We start from the raw sequence: 23,092 nt of genomic DNA on the forward strand, positions 1-23,092 counted from the left end.
GATGCATATGCAAGCGCTTGCAGACGCCCGGCCCGAGTGGCCACCGCAACCGACAACCACGGAGACGCCCATGTACGCCGACGCCGCCACCGAAGCCGCCGTGAATGCCTTCATTGCCCAATGGACCGCCGGAGAAGACGGCGCGGGCGTGCTGCCCGTGTTCGTAGCCCTGTGCGGCCACCTGCATACCCATGACGGTGCCGTGGTGGAATTCGTCAGCCGCCCTGGCGTCAGTCATTCGCTGCGCGGCACCTTTCCCGGCTGGACCGCCCGTCCGCTGGCCGTGCTGGTGGACGTGATCGACGACGACCCCGCCGAACGCTGGCTGTCGGTGTGCTTTCACGATGATTCCCTGACCGACCCGGAAGAACGCGGCGACTGGATTCCCACCGGCCTTAACGGCAATGACGCCCGCTGCTTCAACCTGGAAGACGGCGATGAAGAGTTCATGCAGTACGTGAAGGATCGCATTTCCGAAGCCTTTGCCCACTGCCGCGCCAGCGCGTAACACCGCGCAGCACGCCCCTTTTCGCAAAAAGTACGTCCCCCGCTCGCAGCCGCGAACGGGGGACGTTTTCTTTCGTGCGTGTGTCCGCTTCACCATGCCGGAGCATGGCAAGGACCGTTAGGGGCTGTTTCTGAATCAGGATTTTCGTTCGTTGGCGAGGAAAACAAGCCTGCCATGAAGGAGTGCGGCAGCCGTTAGATGAGCGAAGCGAATCTTACGGATGGCGACCGCAGAGCGTATTCTTATCATAGTTGACTGAGCCTTAGCCGTAAGGCGAGCGCACGGCGCGAGTCTTACGGATAAGGACAGCAACGCAATGGCAGGTGACGTTTGACCGCGTTGCGCACGATGCCCGTAAGGCTCGCGCCGTGCGCTCGCCTTACGGGCACGCTTCGCGCCCTTCGGGTCGGAAGCCAAGGGGCGAAAGGACTATTCAGAAACAGTCCCTACGCGAAATCAGGGTCGATGGCCGCCCGCCCATTGTCCAGCATCACCTTCAGGAAGCGCACGGTGCGCTCGTCCACCGGCACGATGGGAAAGTGCTGCATGCACGAATCGCACTGGGCCATGGAGGGCTGGGTGGGGCTGATCAACGGCACCTGGCGGCGGCAGTGCGGGCAGGGGTAGAAGAAGATCACTTCCAGCCCGTCAGGGCGCACCGGGTTCAGGGGTTTGCGGCTCTTGCCGTCCTGCCCGTTGTTCCCGTTTCTGTTGTCACCGGCCATCTATGCCGCCTCCGTGTCGCCGTCGTTTGCAATCAGGGATGCGCCGGTCATCAGGTCCGGCGTGTCCACGCCCCACAGGCCAAGAATGGTGGGGGCGATGTCCCCCAGCCTGCCGTCATCGCGCAGGCGCAGCAGACGCATGCCATCGGGCCGCGAGGCATCGCGCTCTGCCACCACGCAGTGCACCCGGTTGGTGGTGTGCGCGGTCTGCGGGTTGCCCGTGGAATCCAGCAGTTCCTCGGCATTGCCGTGGTCGGCGGTGACGATAAGCCGCCCGCCCGCGCCCAGCACCGCTTCCGCGATGCGGCCCACGCAGGCATCCACCGTTTCCACGGCGGCAATGGCCGCAGGAATGATGCCGGTGTGCCCCACCATGTCGCAGTTGGCCAGGTTGCACACCACAAGGGAATAACCGCCCTGCCGCCATTCTTCCAGCAGCAGGTCGGTGACCTCCACCGCGCTCATGGCGGGCTTCTGGTCGTAGGTGGCCACGTCGCGCGGGGAGGCCACAAGGCGGCGTTCCTCGCCGGGAAAGGGCTCCTCGCGGCCACAGTTCAGGAAGTAGGTGACGTGGGCGTACTTTTCCGTCTCTGCGATGCGCAACTGGCGCAGCCCCATGGACGACACCACCTCGCCGATGGTCATGGCCAGGTTGTCCTTTCCGAAGGCCACGGGCACGCCGAAGCTGGCGTCGTAACCGGTCATGGTCACGAAGCCGGAAAGCGCAGGCCGCCTGCCTCCGTCCGCCTCGCGGTCAAAGCCGTCGAAGGCGGGGTCGATGAAGGCGCGGGTAAGCTGGCGGGCACGGTCCGCCCGGAAGTTGAAGAAGAACACTCCGTCGCCGTCGGCCACGTTGCCCACGGGCACGCCGCCTTCGGCCACCACGCGGGGGGTGACGAACTCGTCGGTCTCGCCCGCCGCATAGGCCGCGCGCACGGCGTCGGCCAGCGCGCCGCCCGGCAGAGAGCCAGCCTCCACCAGTGTGCCTTTGCCCCCGGTCATGCCGGTAAGGGCCGTCCAGGCCAGCGCGTTGCGCTCGTAGCGCTTGTCGCGGTCCATGGCGTAGTAGCGCCCGGTCAGGGTGGCGATGCGCCCCCAGCCCGCGTCACGCAGGATGGCTTCCAGATCGGTCACGTAGCCTGCGCCGCTGGTGGGCGAGGTGTCGCGCCCGTCCAGAAAGACATGCACCAGCACGGGTACCTTGCGGGCCTTGGCTGCTTCGATCATGGGGCGCAGATGGCGGATGTGGCTGTGCACCCCGCCGTCGGAAAGCAGGCCCATCAGGTGCAGCCGCCCGCCAGATGCAACAAGCGATTCCAGCAGGCCGCACAGGGCGGGGTTGCTGGCAAGTTCGCCGTTTTCCACGGCCATGTCGATGCGGGTCAGGTCCTGATAGACCACCCGGCCCGCGCCGATGTTCATGTGGCCCACTTCGGAGTTGCCCATGAACCCGGCGGGCAGGCCCACGTCACGGCCCGAACAGGCCAGCGTGGTGCGCGAGGGCAGCGCGGTGAGCCGGTCGAGGTTGGGGGTGCGCGCCAGCGACACCGCGTTGCCCGGCCCGGCGGGGGCAATGCCCCAGCCGTCCAGAATCAGCAGTACCGTTGGCGTCACTCCATGCCCCTGCCCCTGTGCCGGGCCGGGCGTGCTCACTGGTCGTCCCCTTCCGGGGCCTTGGGCGCGGCAGGCTTGCGGGTGCGCGCGCGGGGCTTGGGTTCCTCTGCATCTGCATCGGCGGACGAGGTTGCCGCGCGCTTGGCGGTGACGGCGGCGGCGCGTGCGCCAGCCACCTTGCCTGCCATGCGGCGCACGCCGCTGTGGGTGCCTGCCGAGGTGGTGGCGGCCTCCACCGGCGGGGCCAGTTCGCGCCCGTCATGCAGCACCGGAGCGTCGGACCACAGGCTTTCCAGGCGGAACATTTCACGCACCGGTGGCTGGAAGACGTTGATGATCACGTCGTTGCAGTCGAGCAGGATCCACTGCCCGGCCTGATAGCCTTCCATGCGCAAAAACTCGATCTTTTCGTCGTCGCACATGCCCAGCATGTGGTCGGCCAGGCCCTGCGCATGGCGCACGGAACCGGCAGTGACGATGATGATGGACTCGGCAAAGGCGTTCATGCCCGCAAGGTCCAGGGCCAGCACGTCGCGGCCCTTCTTTTCTTCCAGCCAGCTCACGAAGGTGGCAACCTTCTCGGCGGTGGGGATGTCCTTGAACTTCTTTTCGATGGGTTTCATGCGGTGTCCTGTGGTCCGGTCGGCGCGCGGCGCGGCCCGTGTGTTCATATGCATGCGGCAGAAGGTCCGCCGATGGCGTCATGGGAAAATGGAAGGCGATTGCCTGACAGTACGAAACGGGCGGAAACGCGACCGGAGTGCTATTCCTTGCCCTGTGCATCGCCGCCGTGACTCAGCAGCAGCACGGATTCCAATGCCCGTTTGGGCACGCGGTGGGTGCCGTCCGCGTCACGATGGTAGCGGATGTCGCCATCGTCACCCACGGTGTCCAGTACGCGGGTTTCGGCGGGTACGCCCAGCGCCAGCACCAGCACAAGGTCCAGTTCGGCAAAGGGTTCAACAGCCAGCCCAAGGGCCGCGCGCACGCCGTCGCGGTCGAACGCGCCGATCATGCAGCAGCCAAGACCCAGCGACTGCGCACCCAACTGGATGGTCTGGGCCGCAATGCCAAGGTCGATTTCCGGCGTGGGCGCGCCCCTCCTGTCGCACAACACGGCAATGTAGGCCGTGGGGCGCTCGCCGGGTACCGGCCCACCCCAGTCCTTGAGATAGGCAGCCCAGCGCAGGTGCGGGAACACCGCCCCATTGCGCGCAGCGTCGGCGCATACGGCGTAGCGCAACGGCTGGCGGTTGGCCCCGCTGGGGCACACCCGCGCCGTGTCCACCAGGGCATGCAGCGCGGACAGGGGCACGGCGGCATCCTCCCTGAAGCGGCGGCAGGTGCGCGCAACGCGCACGCACCGGGCAAAGGCCGCGAATTCGGGAGATTGCACGAAAGAATGCGGCACGGTCATGGTGCGAATTTCCTGCGGAATGGCGTGGCTGGCTGTGCAGCGTGAACGGGTCGGCATGCCGGACTGGCCGGGCGGGCCACCCGTTCACTGTCCAAACATTCCATATACCGTATTCCCAACCGCTCCGCAAATGTCTGCATGCTGGGCCCTTCGGCAAACCGGGACGGAAACCCGGGCGGTTGCAAGGACCGGGAAAAAGGCTCACCGGGCCGAAGTAAGCAGGTGGGCCTTGCGGTGGTGTGCGCTGTCCGTTGGTTGCCCCGCCCGTATCGTCATCTCCCCTTCCATCTTCCCACTTTCGCTCCCGGCCACGCTGGCCAATATCCCCGCACCTGCCCGGCATCCTTGACCGCATCCGGCAGTTGGGGCACAAGTTGGCCTTGCCCGACATGTGTCGCACGGGCCGCCCGCGCCAGCGCGCCGCGCGGCACCGCCTGCGGTGAACCCGAGAGGAGAGCCCATGATTTTCGACGTCGACCGCGAGACGCTCCCGCGCGAGGAGCTGGAAGCGCTGCAACTGCGCAGGTTGAAGAACCTCTGCGAGCGCGTCTACGCCAACGTGCCCCACTACCGCCGCCGGTTCGAAGAGGCGGGAGTGACCCCGGCGGACATCAAGCGGCTATCCGACGTCACCCTGCTGCCCTTCACCGAAAAGCAGGACCTGCGCAACAACTATCCCTTCGGGCTGTTCGCCGTGCCCAAGGACACCATCGTGCGGCTGCACGCCTCCAGCGGCACCACCGGCAAGGCCACCGTGGTGGGCTACACCAAGCGCGACCTGGACAACTGGGCCGAACTGATGGCCCGCAGCCTGGCTGCCGCAGGGGTGACCCGCCGCGACCTCATCCACAACGCCTACGGGTACGGCCTGTTCACCGGCGGCCTTGGCGCGCACTACGGCGCAGAGCGCCTGGGGGCCACGGTCATTCCCGTTTCCGGCGGGGCCACCAAGCGCCAGGTGCTGCTGCTGCGCGACTTTGGCGCCACGGCCATCTGCTGTACCCCTTCGTACAGCCTGTACCTGCACGAGGCGGCGGAAGAAGCAGGCATCGACCTGCGTGAACTGCCCCTGCGCATCGGCGTGTTCGGCGCGGAGCCGTGGACCGAGGAAATGCGCGCGGAAATCGAGACCAAGCTCGGCATCGACGCCCTGAACATCTACGGCCTGTCCGAAATCATGGGCCCCGGCGTCTCCATGGAATGCGTGGAAGCCAAGTGCGGCATGCACATCTACGAAGACCACTTCCTGCCGGAAATCATCGACCCGGTCAGCGGCGAAGCCCTGCCCCCCGGCGCAACGGGCGAACTGGTCATCACCACCCTGACCAAGGAAGGCATTCCGCTGGTGCGCTACCGCACCCGCGACATCACCTCGCTGGACTACACCCCCTGCGCCTGCGGCCGCACCCACGTGCGCATGCGCCGCGTGACGGGCCGCAGCGACGACATGCTGATCATCCGCGGGGTGAACGTGTTCCCCTCGCAGATCGAGTCCATCCTGATGGAAACCGAGGGGCTGGCCCCGCACTACCAGTTGCTGGTCACCCGCGAGGGCAACCTGGACAACATCGAGGTGCAGGTGGAAGTTTCCGAAGAATTCTTCTCGGACGAGATCAAGAACCTGCAACGCCGCGAAGCGCGGTTGCAGAAGACTATCAAGGAATTCCTGGGCGTCACCGCCAAGGTGCGCCTGGTAGAACCGCGCTCCATCCAGCGTTCCGAGGGCAAGGCCAAGCGCGTCATCGACATGCGCGAAAAGCCGTAGACGCGGCACGCAAGATTACGAATGCGAAAAGGGGGCTTCGGCCCCCTTCTTTTTTGCACGACAATTACTGCGCCCGGCAGGTGTACAGTTAGCGGATATGCGTCCCGCCGGTGTTCTTCCTGTTGCCCCCTGCGCTGCCCTGCCCACAGACGCCTGCCTGTCAGCGTGGCCGCGTGCTTTTCAGGTAGCGCCGGGTTTCCCAGAACATCCCCCCGACAACGCCAATCCCCATCACGGAGGCCAACACCTTCGCCGCAATGTCGTTGATTTGAAACATCAGAACGGCCAGACACACCAACGCGATCCCCGACAGCATGGTTGAGATGAAATACTGACGGCGCACTTCCAGGGGAATGTACAGATCGTAGGCAAAAGCAGCGACGTAGGCCTTCTGGTCCCTGCCTTCCCTGAAGTCCTGACGCAGGAAATCCTTAATCTTCAGTTCGGCGGTTCCATTCAGATACCCACCGACGAGGAAGCAGGGCAGCCCGACGCCCAGCGCCACCAGGGTCATCCACTTGAACAACATGTGCCAACCTCCACTTGCGTCCTGTCCCGTCGGTGCGTCGCGTGTAATCACCTGCGGGCTACGCCCAACGCTACTGTGTCCACCACAGCACCCATACGGCAAAAACTCATATTAACGCTCTGCTGGATATAGAAGAACAACGCAAGCAAAAGCGGCAACGGCGGGGAAACCTTGCTTCAAGGTAGCCCCGCCGTTGGATTTTAGCGTTTTTCCGTGCCTGCTACTTCTTGGGCCGGATGTGCGCAAGCACACGGTCGCGGGCCTCGCGCGAGGCTTCCGTTTCCAGCTCGTCCAGTTCATCACGGTCGGCAAAGCGAATGGCCCCGCAGGGGCACATTTCCGCGCAGGCGGGGCCAAGGCCCACGGCGCGCCGCCCCACGCACAGGTCGCACTTGCGCACGGCCACGCCCCGGTCAGTGGCAAAAAAAGCGGCATAGGGGCAGGCAATGACGCAATTGCGCGTCTCGCAGCCCCGGCAGAGCATGGGTTGCAGCACCACCGCCCCGTCACGGTCGCGCATCAGCGCGCCCCGGTTGCACACCTTCATGCAGTGGGCGTGTTCGCAGTGCTGACAGTAGATGGGAATCATCTGGCCGTCGCCGGTGCGGGCCATGGCGATGCGCGGCGTGTCGTACAGAAAGCCGCACACGGCCTCGCACGTTTCGCAGCCAATGCACTTGCTGTAATCGATATGCAGGGTCTTGCCCCTGCCCTGGCATTCCGACATGGCGCGCTACCTCTGCTCGCTGGGGGCGCCGGGGCGCGTTATGACGTCGGCGTCGTAATTATATTCGTTTTCGCGGTGCTGGGCCTTCAGGTCCAGCCAGTTGGTCAGCGAACGCGCGGCGCGCAGGCCGCTGTACACCGCCTTGCCGATCTTGCTGGGGCCTGTCAGCACGTCGCCCGCCACAAAGACGTTCTCTATGCTGGTCATGTGCAGCCAGCGCACCTCGCCCTTGCGCACGTTTTCCAGCCCCAGTTCCTTCTGGAACGGCGGGGTGGGGATTTCGCCGATGGAGGTCACGATGACGTCGGCGGGCAGCACTTCGGTCTCGCCGGTGTTGGCGTCGGCCATTTCCAGCGCCGCCACGTGCTGGCCGGTTTCATCCGCCACGATGCGCAGCGGGGTGCGCCGCTCCAGCCATTCGCAGCCCACGTCGATCAGCCGGTCCACCTCGTAGCTGCCCGCCGGGGCTTCCTTCTTGGTGCGCCGGTACACCATGACCACGCGCTTTGCCCCCAGGGCTTTCGCGCTGTGGGCCACGTCCATGGCCGAATGCCCGGCCCCGATGACCACCACGGTGCGCCCTTCCACCGGCGGCACGGAAACATTGCTGGTGGCGTACTTCACCGCGCGGATGGGGAACAGGAATTCCAGACCGGAATAGACGCCCTTCAGCTGTTCACCGGGTATGCCCAGCTTGCGCGATTTCCACGCGCCGCTGCAGATGATCACCGCGTCATGGTCTTCCACCAGTTCGCCAAGGCCCCGGATGTCGCACGAGAAATGGTCGCCCTCTTCTTCGTGCAGGGGGGCGCTGCAACATATCTTGGTCTTGTTGTGGAAGTTGACCCCGAACTTGCGCGACAGGGTGAACACCCCGCGCTGGATGCGGTCCGCCGGGATGCGGTGGCCCGGAATGCCGAACAGCATCAGGCCGCCGGGCTTGGGCAGCTTGTCGTAGACCTCTACCTGATAGCCCAGGCACCCCAGGTACCCGGCGGCGGCAAGGCCCGAAGGCCCGGCCCCGATGATGGCGACACGCCGCCCGTTGGGCGGTGCGGGTTCTTCCCGCATGAAGGCGAAATTCATGGCGTTGGACATCGATGCTCCACGGTGCTTGCCGTGCGCCGGGCCGCGAAGTGCGACACGCGCAGCGTGCGTGTTCAATATAGCCATGGGCCCTGCTTCCGCAAGCGCCGGATGGGCATGTGCATCAGGAAGGACGCATCTGGCCGGGCGTATCGGGGCGTCACATCCGCCTCCGGCCAGTCCGCTCCGGCTTGTCAACAGCCCGCCGGGGATGCTATCCACCTTCAATGACAGCAACGGCAGGGCGAACCGGCCTGCTTCACCCCGCAAAAGGATTGTCGCCATGAAAGTGGAACAGATTTCCGTATTTCTCGAGAACAAGGCCGGACGCCTGGCCGAGGTAACCCACACCCTGGCCGAGGCGGGCATCAACATCCGCGCCCTGTCGCTGGCCGACACCTCGGACTTCGGCATCCTGCGCCTGATCGTGCACGACCACGAAAAGGCCAAGGCCGCCCTGAAGGAAAAGGGCTTCACCGTGGGCCGTACTTCGGTGGTGGCCGTGGAAGTGCCCGACCATCCCGGCGGCCTCGACAGCATTCTGCAACTGCTGAGCACGCGCGGCGTCAACGTGGAATACATGTACGCCTTCGTGCAGCAGAACGGCGCCAACGCCGTGCTCATCTTCCGCTTCGACCGTACCGATCAGGCCATCGAAGTGCTGAACGAGGCGGGCATTCCCGTCATTCCCGGCGACAAGCTGTACAAGGACTAGGGACTGCCAGCAGCGTCCATTCCCTGACCGGATGGGGCCGGGTCCGGTTGCTGCCGGGTCCGGCCCTTTTTTCGTGGTTTTCTGGTGCTGCTCTGTAATGACACACCTCGCGCCGTCTTTCCGTGATCGAGGTCACGGAATACATGGTGGGGCGGTGTACGGTGGCTGTGCGGGGAGGGCGGAATACTCGTCACGCCCTGACCGCGCCCAGCCCGCTCCCTGACCGCCGCCTGACCGGGCCACGACCTGACCACAACCGGGCGGCGTTACGTCACATCATTCGCGGCCAGCCGCTGCCGTCGAGCACCCTGCCCTTTCGCCAACCCGCTCCCCACGGAGTTTCGCATGCAACGCCTTTCCGCCTGTTCCCTCGACTGTCACGGGGCCTGTTCGCTGGTGGTGCATCTGCCCGACGAAGAAATATCCCTGCACGACGACCCCGCCGGGGGTGTGCGCGTTTCCGGCAACCCGGACCACCCGTTCACGCGCGGGGTGGTCTGCGTCAAGGGGCGCGGGCTGGCCGCCCGCCGCCTGAGCCCCGACCGGATTACCACGCCGCTGGTGCGCGGCGCGGACGGCGCGCTGCACCCGGCCACCTGGGACGAGGCGCTGAGCCTGTGCGCTTCAAGGCTGGACGGGCTGCGCGATACGCCGGAATCCATCCTGCACCTGCGCGGCTTCGGCTATCGGGGGGCGCTGGCCGAAGCCAGCAACTATCTTTTCAACAGCCTGGGCGCGGCCAGCAAGCGCGGCTCGCTGTGCGACGGGGCTGGTGATGCAGCCTGCGAGGCCGACTTCGGCGCGCCGGACCACAACGACAGCGACGACCTGGCCAACGCCGCCGCCATCGTCAACTGGGGCAAGGATCTGGCCCGGTCCTCGCTGCATCTGGGACTGATGGTGCGCGACGCCCGCAAGCGAGGCGTGCCGGTGCTGACCATCTCTCCCGGCGGCGACGACAACGACGCCTTTACGGACGCGCGCATCCGCATCCGCCCCGGGAGTGACCGCTTTCTGGCCGCAGCGGCCATCCGTCGTCTGTTGACGGAAGACGCCGTGCCGCCGACCATCAGCGAGCGCACGCACGGCTTCGAGCAGTTCCGGGCTATGCTGCTGGCAATGAGCGAAGCGGACCTGTTGTCCGCCTGCGACGCCACCACCGAAGATCTGGATATCCTGTGCAAGTGGATGCGCGGTCAGACGGGCAATGGCGGCCCCACGGCCAGTCTGCTGGGCTGGGGGCTGCAACGCTACCTGCGCGGCGGCGAGAGCGTGCGGTTCATCAACGCGCTGGTCATGCTGTCCGGCAACATGGGCGTTTCCGGTGGGGGCGCGTACTACGGCATTTCATCCGGCCGCAGCCTGGACCTTTCGTGGGGCAAGAAAGCTGGCACGCCCGCCCGCACCTTCCTGCTCTCGCATCTGGCGCAGGAACTGGCGCAAGCCGACCCGCCGGTGCGCTTCCTGTGGGTGGACGCCTTCAATCCGGTGAACCAATCGCCCGACGCTCCGGCGCTGGCCCGTGCCGTGGAGTCCATCGACTTTACCGTGGTGGTGGAGGCCTTCCTGACCGACACCGCCCGCCGGGCCGACGTGGTGCTGCCCTGTGCGCTGGTGCTGGAGCGCGAGGAAATCTTCGGCTCTGCCTACCACAACTACATTGCCTATGCCGCCCCCGCCTGCCCCATGCCCGGCGAGGTGCGCCACGACTTCGACATCGCGCGCGGCGTGGCGGAGCGACTGGCGCGGCCCATTCCCTTCCCCGACCGGGAAGACGTGCTGCGGCAGGCCCTGCGTTCGCCCTACCTTGAAGTTTCACTTGAAGAGTTGAAGGCCACCGGCTGGACCAAGGCCAAACGTGCCCCGGTCGCGTGGGAAGGCCTGCGCTTCGCCCACCCCGACGGTCTGTACCACCTGCCCCAGGCCCTGCACATGGACGGCGCAGCCGTGACCACGGCGAATGGCGTTTCACAGGACGACTACCCCCTGCACCTGCTGACCCTGCTGGCCCCGGACCATCTCAACTCGCAGGTGGGCCTACCCGAACGCCAGCCCACCGATGATGCCGCCCCGCTCATCGTGCAGGTGGCGCCGGAATGCCCCGCCCTTGCCGCACTGGACCTGGACCGCCCCGTGTTCATCGCCTCGCCGCATGGCCGCATGCCCGTGCAGGTGCAAACCCTGCCCGGCCTCCACCCCCGCACCGTCGTCATGCCGCGTGGCGGCTGGCTGGCCCATGGCCGCTCGCCCAATGCCCTCATCGCACCGCTGGCCACCGACATGGGCGACGGCGCGGCGTATTATGAGCAGCGGGTGCGGCTGGAGAACTGAACGCTATGCCAAATGTCCTACCTAGCAGGCCATGGTGTCTGTTGCAATGCATGCACAACAACGGCATTAAATTGCCTGCTCCGATGGTGACATATGCCTATATTTAAACTTTAAGCATATAAAAGCGTTGTCATCCAACCGTACAGTGCAATTGATAACAGGGCTATCTTGCTATGAAAAAAGAAAATTTGGAATCCCTGGTTGACTCTCTATCGGATGATGGGTGTGGCTTTGGCGATCCTGAAGCCCGCCGCAATGCCGAACTGCGTCTTCAGATACTATTAGCGCGGCAGCAATCCAATATCGGAAAGAGGTTAAACCTTTTGACGCTCTTTCTGGTCGCGGTCGGCCTGCTCAACTGTGCAATATTTGCATTCCAGGTATGGGGACGTTGACAGGAGTCCTCCGATACCTAGCCGCAACGCCTTTTGGCAGTTTGAATAGGCTTCAAATAACGGCTTCCATCTTCTCTACTCCAACACCAATCGGCTTGCCACGGGCATGCGCCAGCCGGTGCCGAAGGCGCGGTCGGTCACCTTCAGTCCGGGTGCGGCCTGCCGCCGCTTGAATTCCGAAATGCGCACCAGCCGCAGCACGTTATCCACCACGGCGGGGTCGAAGCCTTCGGCCACCACGGCGTTGCGGTCCATGTGGTGCACCACGCTGCGCTCCAGAATGGCGTCCAGCACGTCGTACGGGGGCAGGCTGTCGGTATCCTTCTGGTCGGGCCGCAGTTCCGCCGAGGGGGCCTTGTCCAGGATGGCCGTGGGAATCAGGTCGTACCCGGCCTGGGCGTTGCGCCAGCGGCACACCCGGTACACCAGGGTCTTGGGCACGTCGGCGATGACCGCAAGGCCGCCCGCCATGTCGCCGTAGATGGTGCAGTAGCCCACGGCCAGCTCAGACTTGTTGCCGGTGGTCAGCAGCACCGCGCCCGACTTGTTGGACACGGCCATCAGCAGGTTGCCCCGGATGCGCGACTGGATGTTTTCTTCCGTCACGTTTCGCTCGGTGCGACCCAGCGCGCCGAACACCGGGGCCAGCGCCGCGTCGAAACCCTCCATCAGCGGGCCGATGGGCACCGTATGCACCGTGTCAGCAGGCAGGCCCAGATTGCGGGCCACGGCCAGCGCATCCGTCACGCTGCCTTCGCTGGAATGGGGCGAGGGCATCAGCAGCCCCCGCACGTTTTCCGGCCCCAGCGCCTCTGCCGCCACGGCGGCCACCAGCGCCGAATCCACCCCGCCGGAAAGGCCCAGCACCGCGCCGGTGAACCCGCACTTGCGGGCATAGTCGCGCGTGCCCATGACCAGCGCGTGCCACACCTGCGCCTCCGGCTCCGCCGGGTCCGGGCAGATGGCGCCCGTGCCCGCCGCAACGTCCACCAGCAGCGTGTCTTCCTCGAACGGACGGCCCCGCGCGATGAGGTGCCCCACCGCGTCAAAGGCCACGCTCTTGCCCGCGAACAGCAGATCGTCGTTGCCGCCCACCTGGTTGGCGTACAGCACCGGCACCCGGTAACGCGAGGCCACGCGCGACAGCATCCTCTCGCGCACCGCCTGCTTGCCCAGCGTGAACGGCGATGCCGAAAGATTGATGATGGCGTCCACCCCCGCCAGCCCAAGGTCCGCCACCGGGTCGGTCTCGTACTGGCGGTGTTCCTGCCAGAAGGTCTTGTCGTTCCAGATGTCCTCGCACACCGTGACGCCCAGCCGCCAGCCCGCCACCGTCACCGCGCCGCAGTTCACCCCCGGCTCGAAATACCGGCGCTCGTCGAACACGTCGTACGTGGGCAGCAGCACCTTGCGCGTGGCCACCGTCACCGTGCCCTCGTGCAGCAGCACCGCCGCGTTGTGCAGCCGGTTGCCCACCGGCGTGGGATTGGGCACCGGCGCGCCCACCAGCACCGGCGGCGCATCCTTCAGCCGCAGCGCCAGCGCCTCCAGCGCCTTGCGGCAGCCGGGCACGAAATCGCGCCGCAGCAGCAGATCGCGTGGCGGGTACCCGCAGATGGTCAGCTCCGGCGTGACGCACAGCCCCGCACCCCGCGCCGCCGCATCGCGGACCGCCGCCTCGATGCGCGCCGCATTGCCCGCCACGTCGCCCACCACCATGTTCAACTGCAACAACGCGATGTTCATTGATGTTCTCCGGAATGACAGAGGCTGGGATGGACCTCGGGGAGAGGGGAGAAAACTTCTGAAAAAGTTTTCTCCCCTCTCCCCGAACCCCTCTCCCCTCTTTCAAAACTTTTTCATTGGGCACTGACGTCGACTGCGCACTGCTGCATGGGAAAATGCCCAATCATTCTGGCCCCGAACACCCCATTAAAAAGTTTGGGGGGATGGGGGTACGGGGGAAGGAGACCCTTTTCAAAGGGTCCCTTCCCCCGATTATTCTTCAATCACCGTCTACAGCATGTCCAGCATGGAATACAGCGTGCCGGGCTGCTGCTGGGGCAGCCACTTGGCGGCGCGCAGTGCGCCTTGGGCGAAGTTTTCGCGCGAGTGTGCCTGGTGGGTGATTTCGATGCGTTCGCCGGGGCCCATGGCGTAGATGGTATGCACGCCCACCACGTCGCCGCCGCGAATGGTCTGGATGCCGATTTCGTCTTTGGGGCGCTCGCCGATGATGCCTTCGCGGTGGTAGTTGGCCACGTCCGGCAGATTCCAGCCGCGCGCCTCGGCAAGGCATTCGGCAAGGCGCAGGGCGGTGCCGCTGGGCGAATCCTTCTTGCGGTTGTGGTGCAGTTCCACCATTTCCAGGTCGTACTGTTCGCCCAGTTGCTGCACCAGTTGCGGCAGGATTTTCAGCAGCACGTTGACGCCAATGCTCATGTTGGGCGCCCAGAAGATGCGCGCGGTCTTGGCAAGTTCGGCCAGTTCCGCCTTCTGCTCGGCGGTAAGGCCCGTGGTGCCGATGACGTGCGACACGCCCGCCTTGGCGGCGGCGCGGGCATTGGCCAGGCTGGCCTCTGGCGAGGTGAAGTCCACCACCACGCCGCCGGGCGCCTGGGCAAACACCGCATCCGCGTCGCTGCCGGCGGGGCATTTCCACACGTCGAGCGAGGCCAGGCGTTCGGGACGTTCGACAACGGCGGCCAGCGTAAGGGCCGGGTCTTCCTGCGCCATGCGGCAGATGGTGGAACCCATGCGGCCACCCGCGCCCGTGACGATGATCGAAGTGCTCATGCTCGCTCCTTATGCGTTATGCGCGCGCCACCGAAACCGGATGCGGCCCGGCGTGCGCGGCGTCTGATCTGAAAAAGCAGGGATCACAGCAACGAATGCTGATCCTTCTTGCGGGGCAGATCCTGTTTGGTCGATGCGGCAGGGGCTTCGGGCTTGCCGGTTTCGCCCACGTCACCGGACACGTCGGATGAAACGTGAGCAGGCGGAGTTGCAGGCACTGCGGAGACTTCATCTTCATTGCCGGGCGTGCCGTCGCCCCCCGCAGGCTTCACATCCCCGCCCCTGCCTTCCAGCAGGTCCAGAAATTCCTGTTCCCGCAGTACCCGTATGCCGAGTTTCGTGGCCTTGTCGAGCTTGGAGCCGGGCTTGTCGCCCACCACCAGCAGGTCCAGCTTCTTGCTGACGCTGCCGAGGATGTGCGCTCCGGCGGCCACGGCACGACGTTCCGCATCCGAACGGGTGAGCGTGGTCAGCGAGCCGGTGAACAGCACGCCCAGCCCGGCCAGGGGGCCGCTGCCTCCACCCGGTGCGCCTGCCGCGTCCGCTTCCGGACGCACCGGCCACAGGCCCACGCCTCGCAGCCGTTCCAATAGGGCGCGGTTGCCCTCGTTGGCGAAAAAGGCACGGATGGAGGCGGCCACCTCCGGCCCGATGTCCGGCAGTTGTTGCAGCGTCTCGGCTTCCGCAGCCCCCAGCGCGTCGAGATCGGCAAAGTGGGCAGCTAGGGTGCGCGCGGTCTGTTCGCCCACGTGGCGGATGCCCAGCGCGCAGATGAGCCGATTCAGGGTGGCCCCGGTGCGTGCCGCGTCAAAGGCGGCGACGAAATTCTCCGCCAGTTTCGGCCCCATGCGTTCGAAGGCCAGCAGGGTCTGCTTGTCGAGCGCAAAGAGATCTGCCGGGCTGGCCACTTTGCCCCGGTCCACCAGCAGTTCCACCCACTTGCGGCCCACGCCCTGGATGTCCAGCCCGGCCTTTGACACGAAGTGAATGATGGACTGGCGCACCACGGCGGGGCAGCCCACGTTGACGCAGCGCCATGCGGCCTCGCCGGGTTCACGGCGCACCGGGGTATGGCAGACGGGGCAGGCGCGCGGAAATTCGAACTCCGGCAGGCCGTTCGCCGGGCGCTGGTCCACCAGCGGGCGCACCACCTCGGGAATCACGTCGCCCGCACGCTGCACCACCACCATGTCGCCCACGCGCAAATCCTTGGCGCGGATTTCGTCCTCGTTGTGCAGGGTGGCCCGCGACACGGTAACCCCGCCCACGGCCACCGGGGCAAGCTCCGCCACCGGAGTCAGCACCCCCGTGCGGCCCACCTGAATGGCGATGTGTTCCAGCCGGGTGGTTGCCTGGTGCGCCGGGAACTTCAGGGCGATGGCCCAGCGCGGGGCGCGGGCGGTATAGCCCAGCGCGGCCTGCGCGGCCAGATCGTCCAGCTTGGCCACCACCCCGTCGATGTCGAAGGGCAGTTCCGACCGGCGTCGACCCAGGTCTTCGTAATAGGCCATGACCTCCGCCGGGGTCTCGCAGCGCCGTGCACCGGGCGGCGTGCCAAAGCCGTACTCCGCCAGTGCGGCCATGACCTGCCCGTGGGTGGACCAGCGCGCCTCCGGCCCCTGCGCGGTTGGGGACGAACCGCTGGTCACTTCCACAGGCCAGAGCACCTGCCCCACCCCGTAGGCCAGAAAGCGCAACGGACGCCCCGCCGTGACCGAGGCATCCAGTTGGCGTACCGACCCGGCGGCGGCGTTGCGCGGGTTGGCGAACAGCTTTTCGCCCGCGCCGCGTCGGGCGGCGTTGAGGGCCTCGAAATCATGACGAGTCATGATCAACTCGCCTCGGACCTCAAGCCGCGTCGGGTGGGGGCCGTCACCAAGAAGCCGAGGTGGCAGATTGCGCACAGTGCTCACTGCCTCGGTGACCACCTCGCCAATTTCGCCATTGCCTCTGGTTAACGCGCTATCAAAAACACCATGTTCGTAAATGACTTCAATTGCCAAGCCATCCATCTTTGGATCGCACCAAAAAACTAGCGGCGCATTTGGCTCGGCCCGCACTAACCGTTTCACAAAGGCATCCCAGTCATCTGCAGAAAATACATTATCCAAACTATACATCGGCAAAGAGTGCGCCCGAGTCACGGTCTGCCCTGCTCGACCGTTAGCGCTGAGGGACACATTTACTCGCATGTCAACGTGGCCGGTAATATGCACACCCAAATTTGCCCCCACATTATGAGTGGGAGAGTCTGGAGTAAGCAGTTCTGGCCATTCCGCCTCGATGTCCTGCAATTCGCGGAACAGGGCGTCGTATTCGGCATCGGAAATTTCCGGAGTACCTTGTACGTAGTAAAGCTGGCTGTGGTAGTTCAGCAATTCGCGCAGGGCTTCCGCGCGGGCGGCAACATGAGAAGGTGCAGCGGGCGCTGCTTCGGGTGCCGTATTGGCGGGGGAAATTTCGTCGGAAATGCTCACAGCCTGGTCTCGTCGGTCCATTGGTGTTGCAGCCGGGCCACCTCGTCGCGCCATGCGGGGCCGAGGCGGCGGGTCATGTACTCGTGTTCGGCGCGGGCGGCGGCATCCATGAAGCCGTCCACCGAGCGCGCCGTGGTGTGGTAGCGGTGCCGGACAACAAGCTGATGGTCAACCACCACCGGCCAGCCCGCGCGGTGCGCCCGCAGTGACAGCCAGACATCCACCCCGTAGCCGCGCGGATTGTCGGCGCAGTCCGCGCCGCCCACCTCGCGGGCGCAATCAAGGTCTATCAGTGGGGCAATGCCGTCCACCAGCGCCACACGCCGGTACTGTAGGCGCGCATCACGCACCATCTGCGGGTGGTAGGGGTTGCGGTCCACCGCCGGGGCGTACACCCCCACCCTGCCCTCCTTTCCGGAAGGGCCGCCCTGCCCGCGCGCAGCCAGCGCCGCGCCCATGCGGGCCATGCGCAGGGCTGCGCGCGCTACCAGCGGCGGGCGCGTCTCGAAGGAAATGTCGTTGTTCAGAAACCACAGGTGCGTGCACCCCATGTCCCGCGCGGCGTCCAGGCAGTACGCCAGCGCACCGCCCCAGAACAGGTTGTCCGGCAGCCTGCGCCATGCGCCGATGGCCGGGCGCGGAGCCGCGTTGTCCAGCACCAGCACCCGCTCCGCCTGGTTCACGGGATCGGGGTCGGCCCGGCGCATGGTGTCTGCCAGATTGGCGGCCAATGCCGGGTCGCCGTAGTGCAGGATGACCGTGGCGATGACGGGGACAAAGACGGGTGCGGATGTGGGGGCACCCCCCGACGCCGCATCCGTGCCACTATCCGTGCCACAGTCCGGGCCGCGTTCCGGACCAACTCCATCCGTCACAGAATCTCCTGCAACTGCCGGAAGTTCTCCGGCCTGCCCACGGTAACCAGGGTGTCGCCGGGGTTCAGTTCGTAGGTCGATTCCGGGTTGAACAGCATGCGTCCGTCGGGCTTCTTCACCCCGATGACGATCAGGTTGAACCGCTGCCGGATGCCCGACGCCATCAGCGTCTTGCCCGACAGTTCAGAGGCGTCGCCCACGGTCAGCTCTTCCATCTGGATGTTCAGGTCGGTCTTGGAGTGGGCCAGCTCCATGAACGTGGTCACCGTGGGCCGCAAAATGGACTGGGCCATGCGCAGTCCGCCAAGGTGATGCGGCAGGAACACCCGGTCCGCGCCCGCCAGTTGCAACTTTCCGATGTGCGAGGCATCGCCCGCGCGGGCGATGATGGCCATGTCCGGGTTCAACTGGCGCGCACTGAGCACCACGTACACGTTGGCGGAATCCAGCGACAGCGCGGCGATAAGCGCCCGGGCGTGCCCGATGTTGCAGGCGTTCAGCACGTCGTCGCTGGTGGCGTCGCCCGCAAGGTGCACTATGCCGTCGTTTTCCAGCCGTTCCACGGCAACCGGGTCGTTTTCCACCACCACGATGGGCACGCCTTCCTGCATCAGTTCACGCGCCACCACAGAGCCGATGCGGCCATAGCCGCAAATGACGCAGTGGCCGCGCAGCGAGGATATGGTCTTCAGCACCCTGCGCCTCCCGAGCACTTTGTAAAGCTTGCCATCCACCAGCAGTTGCGAGAACGCGCCGAGGATGAAGGCGAAGTTGCCGACACCCGTCAGAATCAGCACCGTGGTCAGCACCCGGCCCGGTGGCGACAGGGGGTGCACCTCCTGAAAGCCCACCGTGGAAAGGGTGATGACCACCATGTAGAAGCTGTCCCACAGGGACCAGCCCTCGATGTGCGCATAGGCCCAGATTGCCGAGGCGAACACCAGCAGCATGGTGCACTGGCTGATGACCAGTGGCCCCCATGCGCCAAGACGGGTGCGCAGCCGATGGTACAGGGTGATCAGCGGGTGTTGCCGCATGCGCCGTTGTCCTGTGTGACCGTTGTGGCCCGGAATGAGCTGGACGTATGCACCATTGCGCACCCTCGCCCGCCGTGGGGCGTGCACCCCATCACCTGTGCCGACGCGCCGTGCCGCCGACGTCTTCGCCCGTATGCTAGCCGGCCCCCGTGGCCCCCAGCAGGTGTTCACGCAGCAGCCGGATGCGGTCGCGCAGTTCCGCCGCCCGCTCGAATTCCAGTTCCTTGGCGGCCTCGCGCATGTCGCGCTCAAGCTGCTGGATCTGCTTGGCCAGTTCGTGCGGGTCGCTGGACCAAGGCGCAAAGGTTTCCGCCGCCTGCGCCGCGCCCTTGCGCCCCTTGCCCTTGCGGCCCTTGGCTTCGGCGGCTTCGGCGTAGATGGCGTCGAACGGGGTTTCCACCGCCTTGCGGATGGTGGCGGGCACGATGTGGTGCGCCTCGTTGTAGCCGGTCTGCCGTTCGCGCCGCCGCGCCGTTTCGTCCATGGCGGCCTGCATGGAGCGGGTCACCACGTCCGCGTACATCAGCACCCGGCCTTCAGCGTTGCGCGCGGCGCGGCCAAAGGTCTGGATGAGCGAACCCGTGGAGCGCAGAAAGCCCTCCTTGTCCGCATCCAGTATGGATACCAGAGAAACCTCCGGAATATCAAGACCTTCACGCAGCAGGTTGATGCCCACCAGCACGTCGAATTCCTTGCGCCGCAACGCCTGGATGATGGCCATGCGCTCCATGGTGTCGATGTCGGAATGCAGGTAGCGGGCGGCCACGCCCATCTCGTTGAAGTATTCGGTCAGGTCTTCGGCCATGCGCTTGGTCAGGGTGGTCACCAGCACCCGCTCGTCGCGCGCGGCGCGCAGGCGGCATTCGCCCAAAAGATCATCGACTTGTCCCTTTGTCGGGCGCACTTCCGTGATGGGGTCCACAAGGCCGGTGGGCCGGATGATCTGCTCGGCCACGATGCCCTGCGAACGGTCCAGTTCCCACTTGCCCGGCGTGGCGGACACATAGATGGCCTGGTTCAGCCGGGCCAGGAATTCGTGAAATTCCAGCGGCCTGTTATCCAACGCAGAGGGCAGCCGGAACCCGTAATCGACAAGGGTGGACTTGCGCGACCGGTCGCCCTTGTACATGGCCCCCACCTGCGAAACCGTGATGTGCGATTCGTCCACGAACAGCAGGAAATCGTCGGGAAAGTAGTCCAGCAGGCACGAGGGCGGATCGCCCGCCTTGCGGCCATCCAGATGGCGCGAATAGTTTTCCACCCCGTTGCAGTAGCCCATCTCTTCCATCATCTCGAGGTCGAGCATGGTGCGCTGTTCCAGCCGCTGCGCTTCCACCAGCCGGTTGCCGCCCTTCAGTTCGCGCAGGCGTTCGCCCAGTTCGTCGCGGATGTCGGAAATGGCGCGCACCAGGTTGTCGCGGTCGGACACGTAGTGGCTGGCGGGGTAGATGACCGTCTTGCCCACGGATGCAAGCACCTGCCCAGTGAGCGGGTCGATCTCGTTGATGGCGTCGATGTCGTCGCCAAAAAATTCGATGCGCAGCGCCCGCTCGTGATGATAGGCGGGAATGATTTCCAGCACGTCGCCGCGCACCCGAAAGGTGCCGCGATGGAAGTCGTAGTCGTTGCGCTCGTACTGCACCTCCACCAGCCGGGTGATCAGCGCGTCCATGGAAAGCCGCTGCCCGGTCTCCACGGGGATGACCAGCTTGGCGTAGTATTCCGGCGAACCCAGGCCGTAAATGCACGACACCGAGGCCACGATGACCACGTCGCGCCGGGTGAGCAGCGCGTGGGTGGCCGCGTGGCGCAGCTTGTCGATGTTGTCGTTGATGGACGAATCCTTCTCTATGTAGGTGTCCGACGACGGCACGTAGGCTTCCGGCTGGTAGTAGTCGTAATAGCTGACGAAATATTCCACCGCGTTCTCCGGGAACAGCTGGCGGAATTCGTTATACAGCTGGGCGGCCAGGGTCTTGTTGGGGGCCAGCACCAGGGCGGGCCTGCCGCAGCGGGCAATGACCTGGGCCATGGTGAAGGTCTTGCCGGAACCGGTGACGCCCAGCAGCACCTGGTCGGTCACGCCCGCCTCGATGTTGGAGACGATCTGGCCAATGGCCTCGGGCTGGTCGCCGCGCGGTTCGTACTCGGTGCGCAGGATGAACGGGGATTGGGTCATATGTGTGTCCGTGGCCCGTTGCGGGCCCGTGATGTATGAAAAGAGTCTGGCGGGCTGGCGCCCCGGCCATGCTGTCACCAGACATGCAGTGATCGGCCATGCTGTCACCGCACATGCCGTCACCAGGCTCCCTGCCGCGCAACGGCGGCGGGGCCTTCAAACGGCGATGCACCCCGATGAACGCCCGCCGGAGGGGGAATGCAGGCGCGGTTCGGCCTGCCGCCCCCTTCCATCCGTCGGAAAGATGGTCTAGAAAAATCCGGAAGCGGCACGCCCCGTTGCCTGCACACGCAGGCGCATACCGATGGCCGCCACGCCAAACCCGACGAAGCACGCGCTTTCGGCTGCCCGGTTCACTACCCCGGCATGCCGGAACCACGCATGGAGCCCGCATGGAACTGACCGTCATTCCCGTGGAAGGCACGCCCCCGGTGGAGCGCATCCACGTCATATCCGTCACCATCCGCACCTTCAAGGGGCGGCGCAACGTTCAGGCCCATCTTTTCCGCCTGACCGGCGAAGCCGCAACCGCCGAGGCGCTGGCAAACCTGCGCGGCATGCCCGGACTTGTCGGCGGCCCGCTGGAGCCGGACGCTCCGGGCGCAGAAGACCTTACCGGCCCCGAAGCCGAAACCGACGCCCTGCGTACCGTGCTGGAAGCCTTTACCGAGTCGGAACGCGACGCGGTGGTGAACTACCTTTCGCAGCGCTACGCCGACCGGCTGACCTGCATCATCGCCTGTCCGCTGCAACTGCCGGTGCCGCGCGGGGTGGTGCCCTTCTCTACCCTGCCGGAAGGCAAGACCATGGGGATCATCCGCTTCGACGAGGTGCCCCGCTATCCGCTGCCCTTTGCAATTCGCGGTTTCTACGATCTGGCCCAGCACGAGCCGCTGGTGCACGAACAGGAATAACCCGCCGCGCCGCCGTGCGCCACCGGGCAGGGCAACTCCGGACCGGGTGACGCCGGACGTGACAACACCGGACAACAGGTAGTGTCTGGAACGGTGCACCTCCCGGTACGGAAACGTACGCGGTGCGCTGGCGGGCCGTCTGACCCACTCCACCCGTCGCCCGCTCCACCCATCGCCGACTACAGAGGCCTGAAACCGGCCGGGACACGCCAGTGCCTGGCCGGTCTTTGATCGGAACTGGCGTCCACTCCTGTCTGCTGCGCGCCCATCCACGGGGCGTCCGGCCCCGGCGTCAATGTCCGCACCGGCAACGCTGAAATATCCGGGCAGCGGGCCTCGCTGCCGTCGGCAAGGCGCAGCCCGCCGCGCACCCCGTCCGCCAGCCGGGCCAGAAATTCCGGGCGCGGCAGTTCGCGCGCGCCAAAGCGCACCATGTGCGGCGTGGTCTGCTGACAGTCGATGAGGGTGCAGCCCGCCTGGCTCAGCCATGACGCCAGCCAGGTGAAGGCCACCTTGGAGGCATCGGGCGTCAGGCGGAACATGGATTCGCCGTAGAACACCCCGCCCAGGGCCACGCCGTACAGCCCGCCCACCAGCCTGCCGTCCTGCCATGCCTCCGCCGAATGGGCGATGCCCAGACGATGCAGCGCCTCATAGGCGTTGATCATGGCGGGCACCAGCCATGTGCCGCGCTGCCCCTGCCGGGGCGTGCCCGCGCAGCGCCGGATGACCGGGGCAAAGGCCTTGTCGAAGGTAACCTCGAAGGTGTTCGAACGGATGCACCGCGCCAGACTGCGCGCCACGTGCAGTTCGTCCGGCAGCAGCGCACAACGCGGATCGGGCGACCACCACAGGATGGGCGTGCCCCGGTCGTACCAGGGATAGATGCCGCGCAGGTAGGCAGCCACCAGCCGGGCGGGCGAAAGATCGCCCCCCACGGCCAGCAGCCCCTCTGGCGGTGCGGCAGCCGGATCGGGGAAATCGGAACCATCCCCGGTCATC

The 23,092-nt window shown here is 65.8% G+C and carries 19 protein-coding genes; 5 read left to right on the forward strand and 14 right to left on the reverse strand.

Annotation, left to right across the window (positions count from 1 at the left end; all coding sequences use genetic code 11):
* Nucleotides 1–70: 70 nt before the first annotated feature.
* On the forward strand, nucleotides 71–508 hold the full coding sequence (locus DESTE_RS02495) for a hypothetical protein (RefSeq protein WP_035064648.1): 438 nt from the start codon (nucleotides 71–73) through the stop codon (nucleotides 506–508).
* A gap of 446 nt (nucleotides 509–954) precedes the next feature.
* Here the strand turns inward: DESTE_RS02495 and DESTE_RS02500 are convergent, their stop codons facing one another.
* The 4 genes from DESTE_RS02500 to DESTE_RS02515 form a co-directional block, all read right to left on the reverse strand.
* Entirely contained in the window at nucleotides 955–1,233 is a 279-nt protein-coding gene (locus DESTE_RS02500) for a hypothetical protein (RefSeq protein ID WP_051384265.1), read from the reverse strand.
* On the reverse strand, nucleotides 1,234–2,847 hold the full coding sequence (gene gpmI, locus DESTE_RS02505) for a 2,3-bisphosphoglycerate-independent phosphoglycerate mutase (protein WP_035064651.1): 1,614 nt from the start codon (nucleotides 2,845–2,847) through the stop codon (nucleotides 1,234–1,236).
* A gap of 35 nt (nucleotides 2,848–2,882) precedes the next feature.
* On the reverse strand, nucleotides 2,883–3,470 hold the full coding sequence (gene rsfS / locus DESTE_RS02510) for a ribosome silencing factor (RefSeq protein WP_035064653.1): 588 nt from the start codon (nucleotides 3,468–3,470) through the stop codon (nucleotides 2,883–2,885).
* 140 nt (nucleotides 3,471–3,610) lie between these two features.
* A complete protein-coding gene (locus DESTE_RS02515; protein WP_245590703.1) occupies nucleotides 3,611–4,321 on the reverse strand; it encodes a nitroreductase family protein in 711 nt (236 codons plus the stop codon).
* 403 nt (nucleotides 4,322–4,724) lie between these two features.
* On the opposite strand from DESTE_RS02515, the gene DESTE_RS02520 reads away from it, so the two are divergent.
* Nucleotides 4,725–6,029 carry a phenylacetate--CoA ligase family protein gene (locus tag DESTE_RS02520; RefSeq protein ID WP_035064656.1) on the forward strand — a complete coding sequence of 435 codons (1,305 nt, stop codon included), beginning with the start codon at nucleotides 4,725–4,727 and terminating at the stop codon, nucleotides 6,027–6,029.
* A gap of 160 nt (nucleotides 6,030–6,189) precedes the next feature.
* Here DESTE_RS02520 and DESTE_RS02525 read toward each other — a convergent pair whose 3' ends face one another.
* The 3 genes from DESTE_RS02525 to DESTE_RS02535 form a co-directional block, all read right to left on the reverse strand.
* Nucleotides 6,190–6,558 (reverse strand): hypothetical protein, encoded by a 369-nt coding sequence (locus DESTE_RS02525; protein WP_035064659.1) that lies wholly within the window; start codon nucleotides 6,556–6,558, stop codon nucleotides 6,190–6,192.
* A 220-nt stretch (nucleotides 6,559–6,778) separates the two neighbouring features.
* Complete coding sequence (locus DESTE_RS02530) at nucleotides 6,779–7,285, reverse strand: 4Fe-4S dicluster domain-containing protein (protein ID WP_035064662.1); 507 nt, start codon at nucleotides 7,283–7,285, stop codon at nucleotides 6,779–6,781.
* 6 nt (nucleotides 7,286–7,291) lie between these two features.
* Entirely contained in the window at nucleotides 7,292–8,383 is a 1,092-nt protein-coding gene (locus DESTE_RS02535) for an FAD-dependent oxidoreductase (RefSeq protein WP_035064665.1), read from the reverse strand.
* A 271-nt stretch (nucleotides 8,384–8,654) separates the two neighbouring features.
* Here DESTE_RS02535 and DESTE_RS02540 point away from each other — a divergent pair, with 271 nt between their 5' ends.
* Together DESTE_RS02540 and DESTE_RS02545 are read left to right on the forward strand one after the other, a co-directional pair.
* Nucleotides 8,655–9,086, forward strand: a complete 432-nt coding sequence (locus DESTE_RS02540; protein ID WP_035064667.1) for an ACT domain-containing protein — start codon at nucleotides 8,655–8,657, stop codon at nucleotides 9,084–9,086.
* 345 nt (nucleotides 9,087–9,431) lie between these two features.
* Entirely contained in the window at nucleotides 9,432–11,417 is a 1,986-nt protein-coding gene (locus DESTE_RS02545; RefSeq protein WP_035064670.1) for a molybdopterin-dependent oxidoreductase, read from the forward strand.
* Nucleotides 11,418–11,887: 470 nt separating this feature from the next.
* Here the strand turns inward: DESTE_RS02545 and DESTE_RS02550 are convergent, their stop codons facing one another.
* From DESTE_RS02550 to uvrB, 6 genes are all read right to left on the reverse strand, one after another.
* Nucleotides 11,888–13,558, reverse strand: coding sequence for an NAD+ synthase (locus tag DESTE_RS02550; RefSeq protein ID WP_035064672.1), 1,671 nt, complete (start codon nucleotides 13,556–13,558; stop codon nucleotides 11,888–11,890).
* 270 nt (nucleotides 13,559–13,828) lie between these two features.
* Nucleotides 13,829–14,608, reverse strand: coding sequence for a 4-hydroxy-tetrahydrodipicolinate reductase (gene dapB / locus DESTE_RS02555; protein ID WP_035064674.1), 780 nt, complete (start codon nucleotides 14,606–14,608; stop codon nucleotides 13,829–13,831).
* Nucleotides 14,609–14,691: 83 nt separating this feature from the next.
* Nucleotides 14,692–17,106: an NAD-dependent DNA ligase LigA gene (gene ligA / locus DESTE_RS02560; protein ID WP_084559320.1), complete on the reverse strand. Its 2,415-nt coding sequence runs from the start codon at nucleotides 17,104–17,106 to the stop codon at nucleotides 14,692–14,694.
* A complete protein-coding gene (locus DESTE_RS02565; protein WP_035069474.1) occupies nucleotides 17,082–17,852 on the reverse strand; it encodes a glycosyltransferase family protein in 771 nt (256 codons plus the stop codon). Before DESTE_RS02565 ends, ligA begins: the two co-directional genes overlap by 25 nt.
* A 104-nt stretch (nucleotides 17,853–17,956) precedes the next feature.
* On the reverse strand, nucleotides 17,957–18,997 hold the full coding sequence (locus DESTE_RS02570) for a potassium channel family protein (protein WP_035064678.1): 1,041 nt from the start codon (nucleotides 18,995–18,997) through the stop codon (nucleotides 17,957–17,959).
* Between the two features lie 136 nt (nucleotides 18,998–19,133).
* Nucleotides 19,134–21,176, reverse strand: coding sequence for an excinuclease ABC subunit UvrB (uvrB, locus tag DESTE_RS02575; RefSeq protein ID WP_035064680.1), 2,043 nt, complete (start codon nucleotides 21,174–21,176; stop codon nucleotides 19,134–19,136).
* Nucleotides 21,177–21,568: 392 nt separating this feature from the next.
* Between uvrB and DESTE_RS02580 the strand changes: the two genes are divergently transcribed.
* The gene (locus tag DESTE_RS02580; RefSeq protein ID WP_035064683.1) at nucleotides 21,569–22,090 is read left to right on the forward strand and encodes a hypothetical protein; all 522 of its coding nucleotides are present in this window, start codon (nucleotides 21,569–21,571) and stop codon (nucleotides 22,088–22,090) included.
* A gap of 179 nt (nucleotides 22,091–22,269) precedes the next feature.
* Here DESTE_RS02580 and aat read toward each other — a convergent pair whose 3' ends face one another.
* A complete protein-coding gene (aat, locus tag DESTE_RS02585) occupies nucleotides 22,270–23,091 on the reverse strand; it encodes a leucyl/phenylalanyl-tRNA--protein transferase (RefSeq protein WP_425411702.1) in 822 nt (273 codons plus the stop codon).
* Between the last annotated feature and the right edge of the window lies 1 nt (nucleotide 23,092).

The sequence above is a fragment of the Nitratidesulfovibrio termitidis HI1 genome (assembly GCF_000504305.1).
In the GTDB taxonomy this organism is placed as follows: domain Bacteria; phylum Desulfobacterota; class Desulfovibrionia; order Desulfovibrionales; family Desulfovibrionaceae; genus Cupidesulfovibrio; species Cupidesulfovibrio termitidis.

What these genes read in the sequence shown, in the direction of transcription:
- DESTE_RS02495 (WP_035064648.1), top strand. Translation starts at nt 71, where the DNA reads ATGTACGCCGACGCCGCCACCGAAGCCGCCGTGAATGCCTTCATTGCC.
- DESTE_RS02500 (WP_051384265.1), bottom strand. Translation starts at nt 1,233, where the DNA reads ATGGCCGGTGACAACAGAAACGGGAACAACGGGCAGGACGGCAAGAGC.
- rsfS (WP_035064653.1), bottom strand. Translation starts at nt 3,470, where the DNA reads ATGAAACCCATCGAAAAGAAGTTCAAGGACATCCCCACCGCCGAGAAG.
- DESTE_RS02515 (WP_245590703.1), bottom strand. Translation starts at nt 4,321, where the DNA reads ATGCCGACCCGTTCACGCTGCACAGCCAGCCACGCCATTCCGCAGGAA.
- DESTE_RS02520 (WP_035064656.1), top strand. Translation starts at nt 4,725, where the DNA reads ATGATTTTCGACGTCGACCGCGAGACGCTCCCGCGCGAGGAGCTGGAA.
- DESTE_RS02525 (WP_035064659.1), bottom strand. Translation starts at nt 6,558, where the DNA reads ATGTTGTTCAAGTGGATGACCCTGGTGGCGCTGGGCGTCGGGCTGCCC.
- DESTE_RS02530 (WP_035064662.1), bottom strand. Translation starts at nt 7,285, where the DNA reads ATGTCGGAATGCCAGGGCAGGGGCAAGACCCTGCATATCGATTACAGC.
- DESTE_RS02535 (WP_035064665.1), bottom strand. Translation starts at nt 8,383, where the DNA reads ATGTCCAACGCCATGAATTTCGCCTTCATGCGGGAAGAACCCGCACCG.
- DESTE_RS02540 (WP_035064667.1), top strand. Translation starts at nt 8,655, where the DNA reads ATGAAAGTGGAACAGATTTCCGTATTTCTCGAGAACAAGGCCGGACGC.
- DESTE_RS02545 (WP_035064670.1), top strand. Translation starts at nt 9,432, where the DNA reads ATGCAACGCCTTTCCGCCTGTTCCCTCGACTGTCACGGGGCCTGTTCG.
- DESTE_RS02550 (WP_035064672.1), bottom strand. Translation starts at nt 13,558, where the DNA reads ATGAACATCGCGTTGTTGCAGTTGAACATGGTGGTGGGCGACGTGGCG.
- dapB (WP_035064674.1), bottom strand. Translation starts at nt 14,608, where the DNA reads ATGAGCACTTCGATCATCGTCACGGGCGCGGGTGGCCGCATGGGTTCC.
- ligA (WP_084559320.1), bottom strand. Translation starts at nt 17,106, where the DNA reads ATGGACCGACGAGACCAGGCTGTGAGCATTTCCGACGAAATTTCCCCC.
- DESTE_RS02570 (WP_035064678.1), bottom strand. Translation starts at nt 18,997, where the DNA reads ATGCGGCAACACCCGCTGATCACCCTGTACCATCGGCTGCGCACCCGT.
- uvrB (WP_035064680.1), bottom strand. Translation starts at nt 21,176, where the DNA reads ATGACCCAATCCCCGTTCATCCTGCGCACCGAGTACGAACCGCGCGGC.
- DESTE_RS02580 (WP_035064683.1), top strand. Translation starts at nt 21,569, where the DNA reads ATGGAACTGACCGTCATTCCCGTGGAAGGCACGCCCCCGGTGGAGCGC.
- aat (WP_425411702.1), bottom strand. Translation starts at nt 23,091, where the DNA reads ATGACCGGGGATGGTTCCGATTTCCCCGATCCGGCTGCCGCACCGCCA.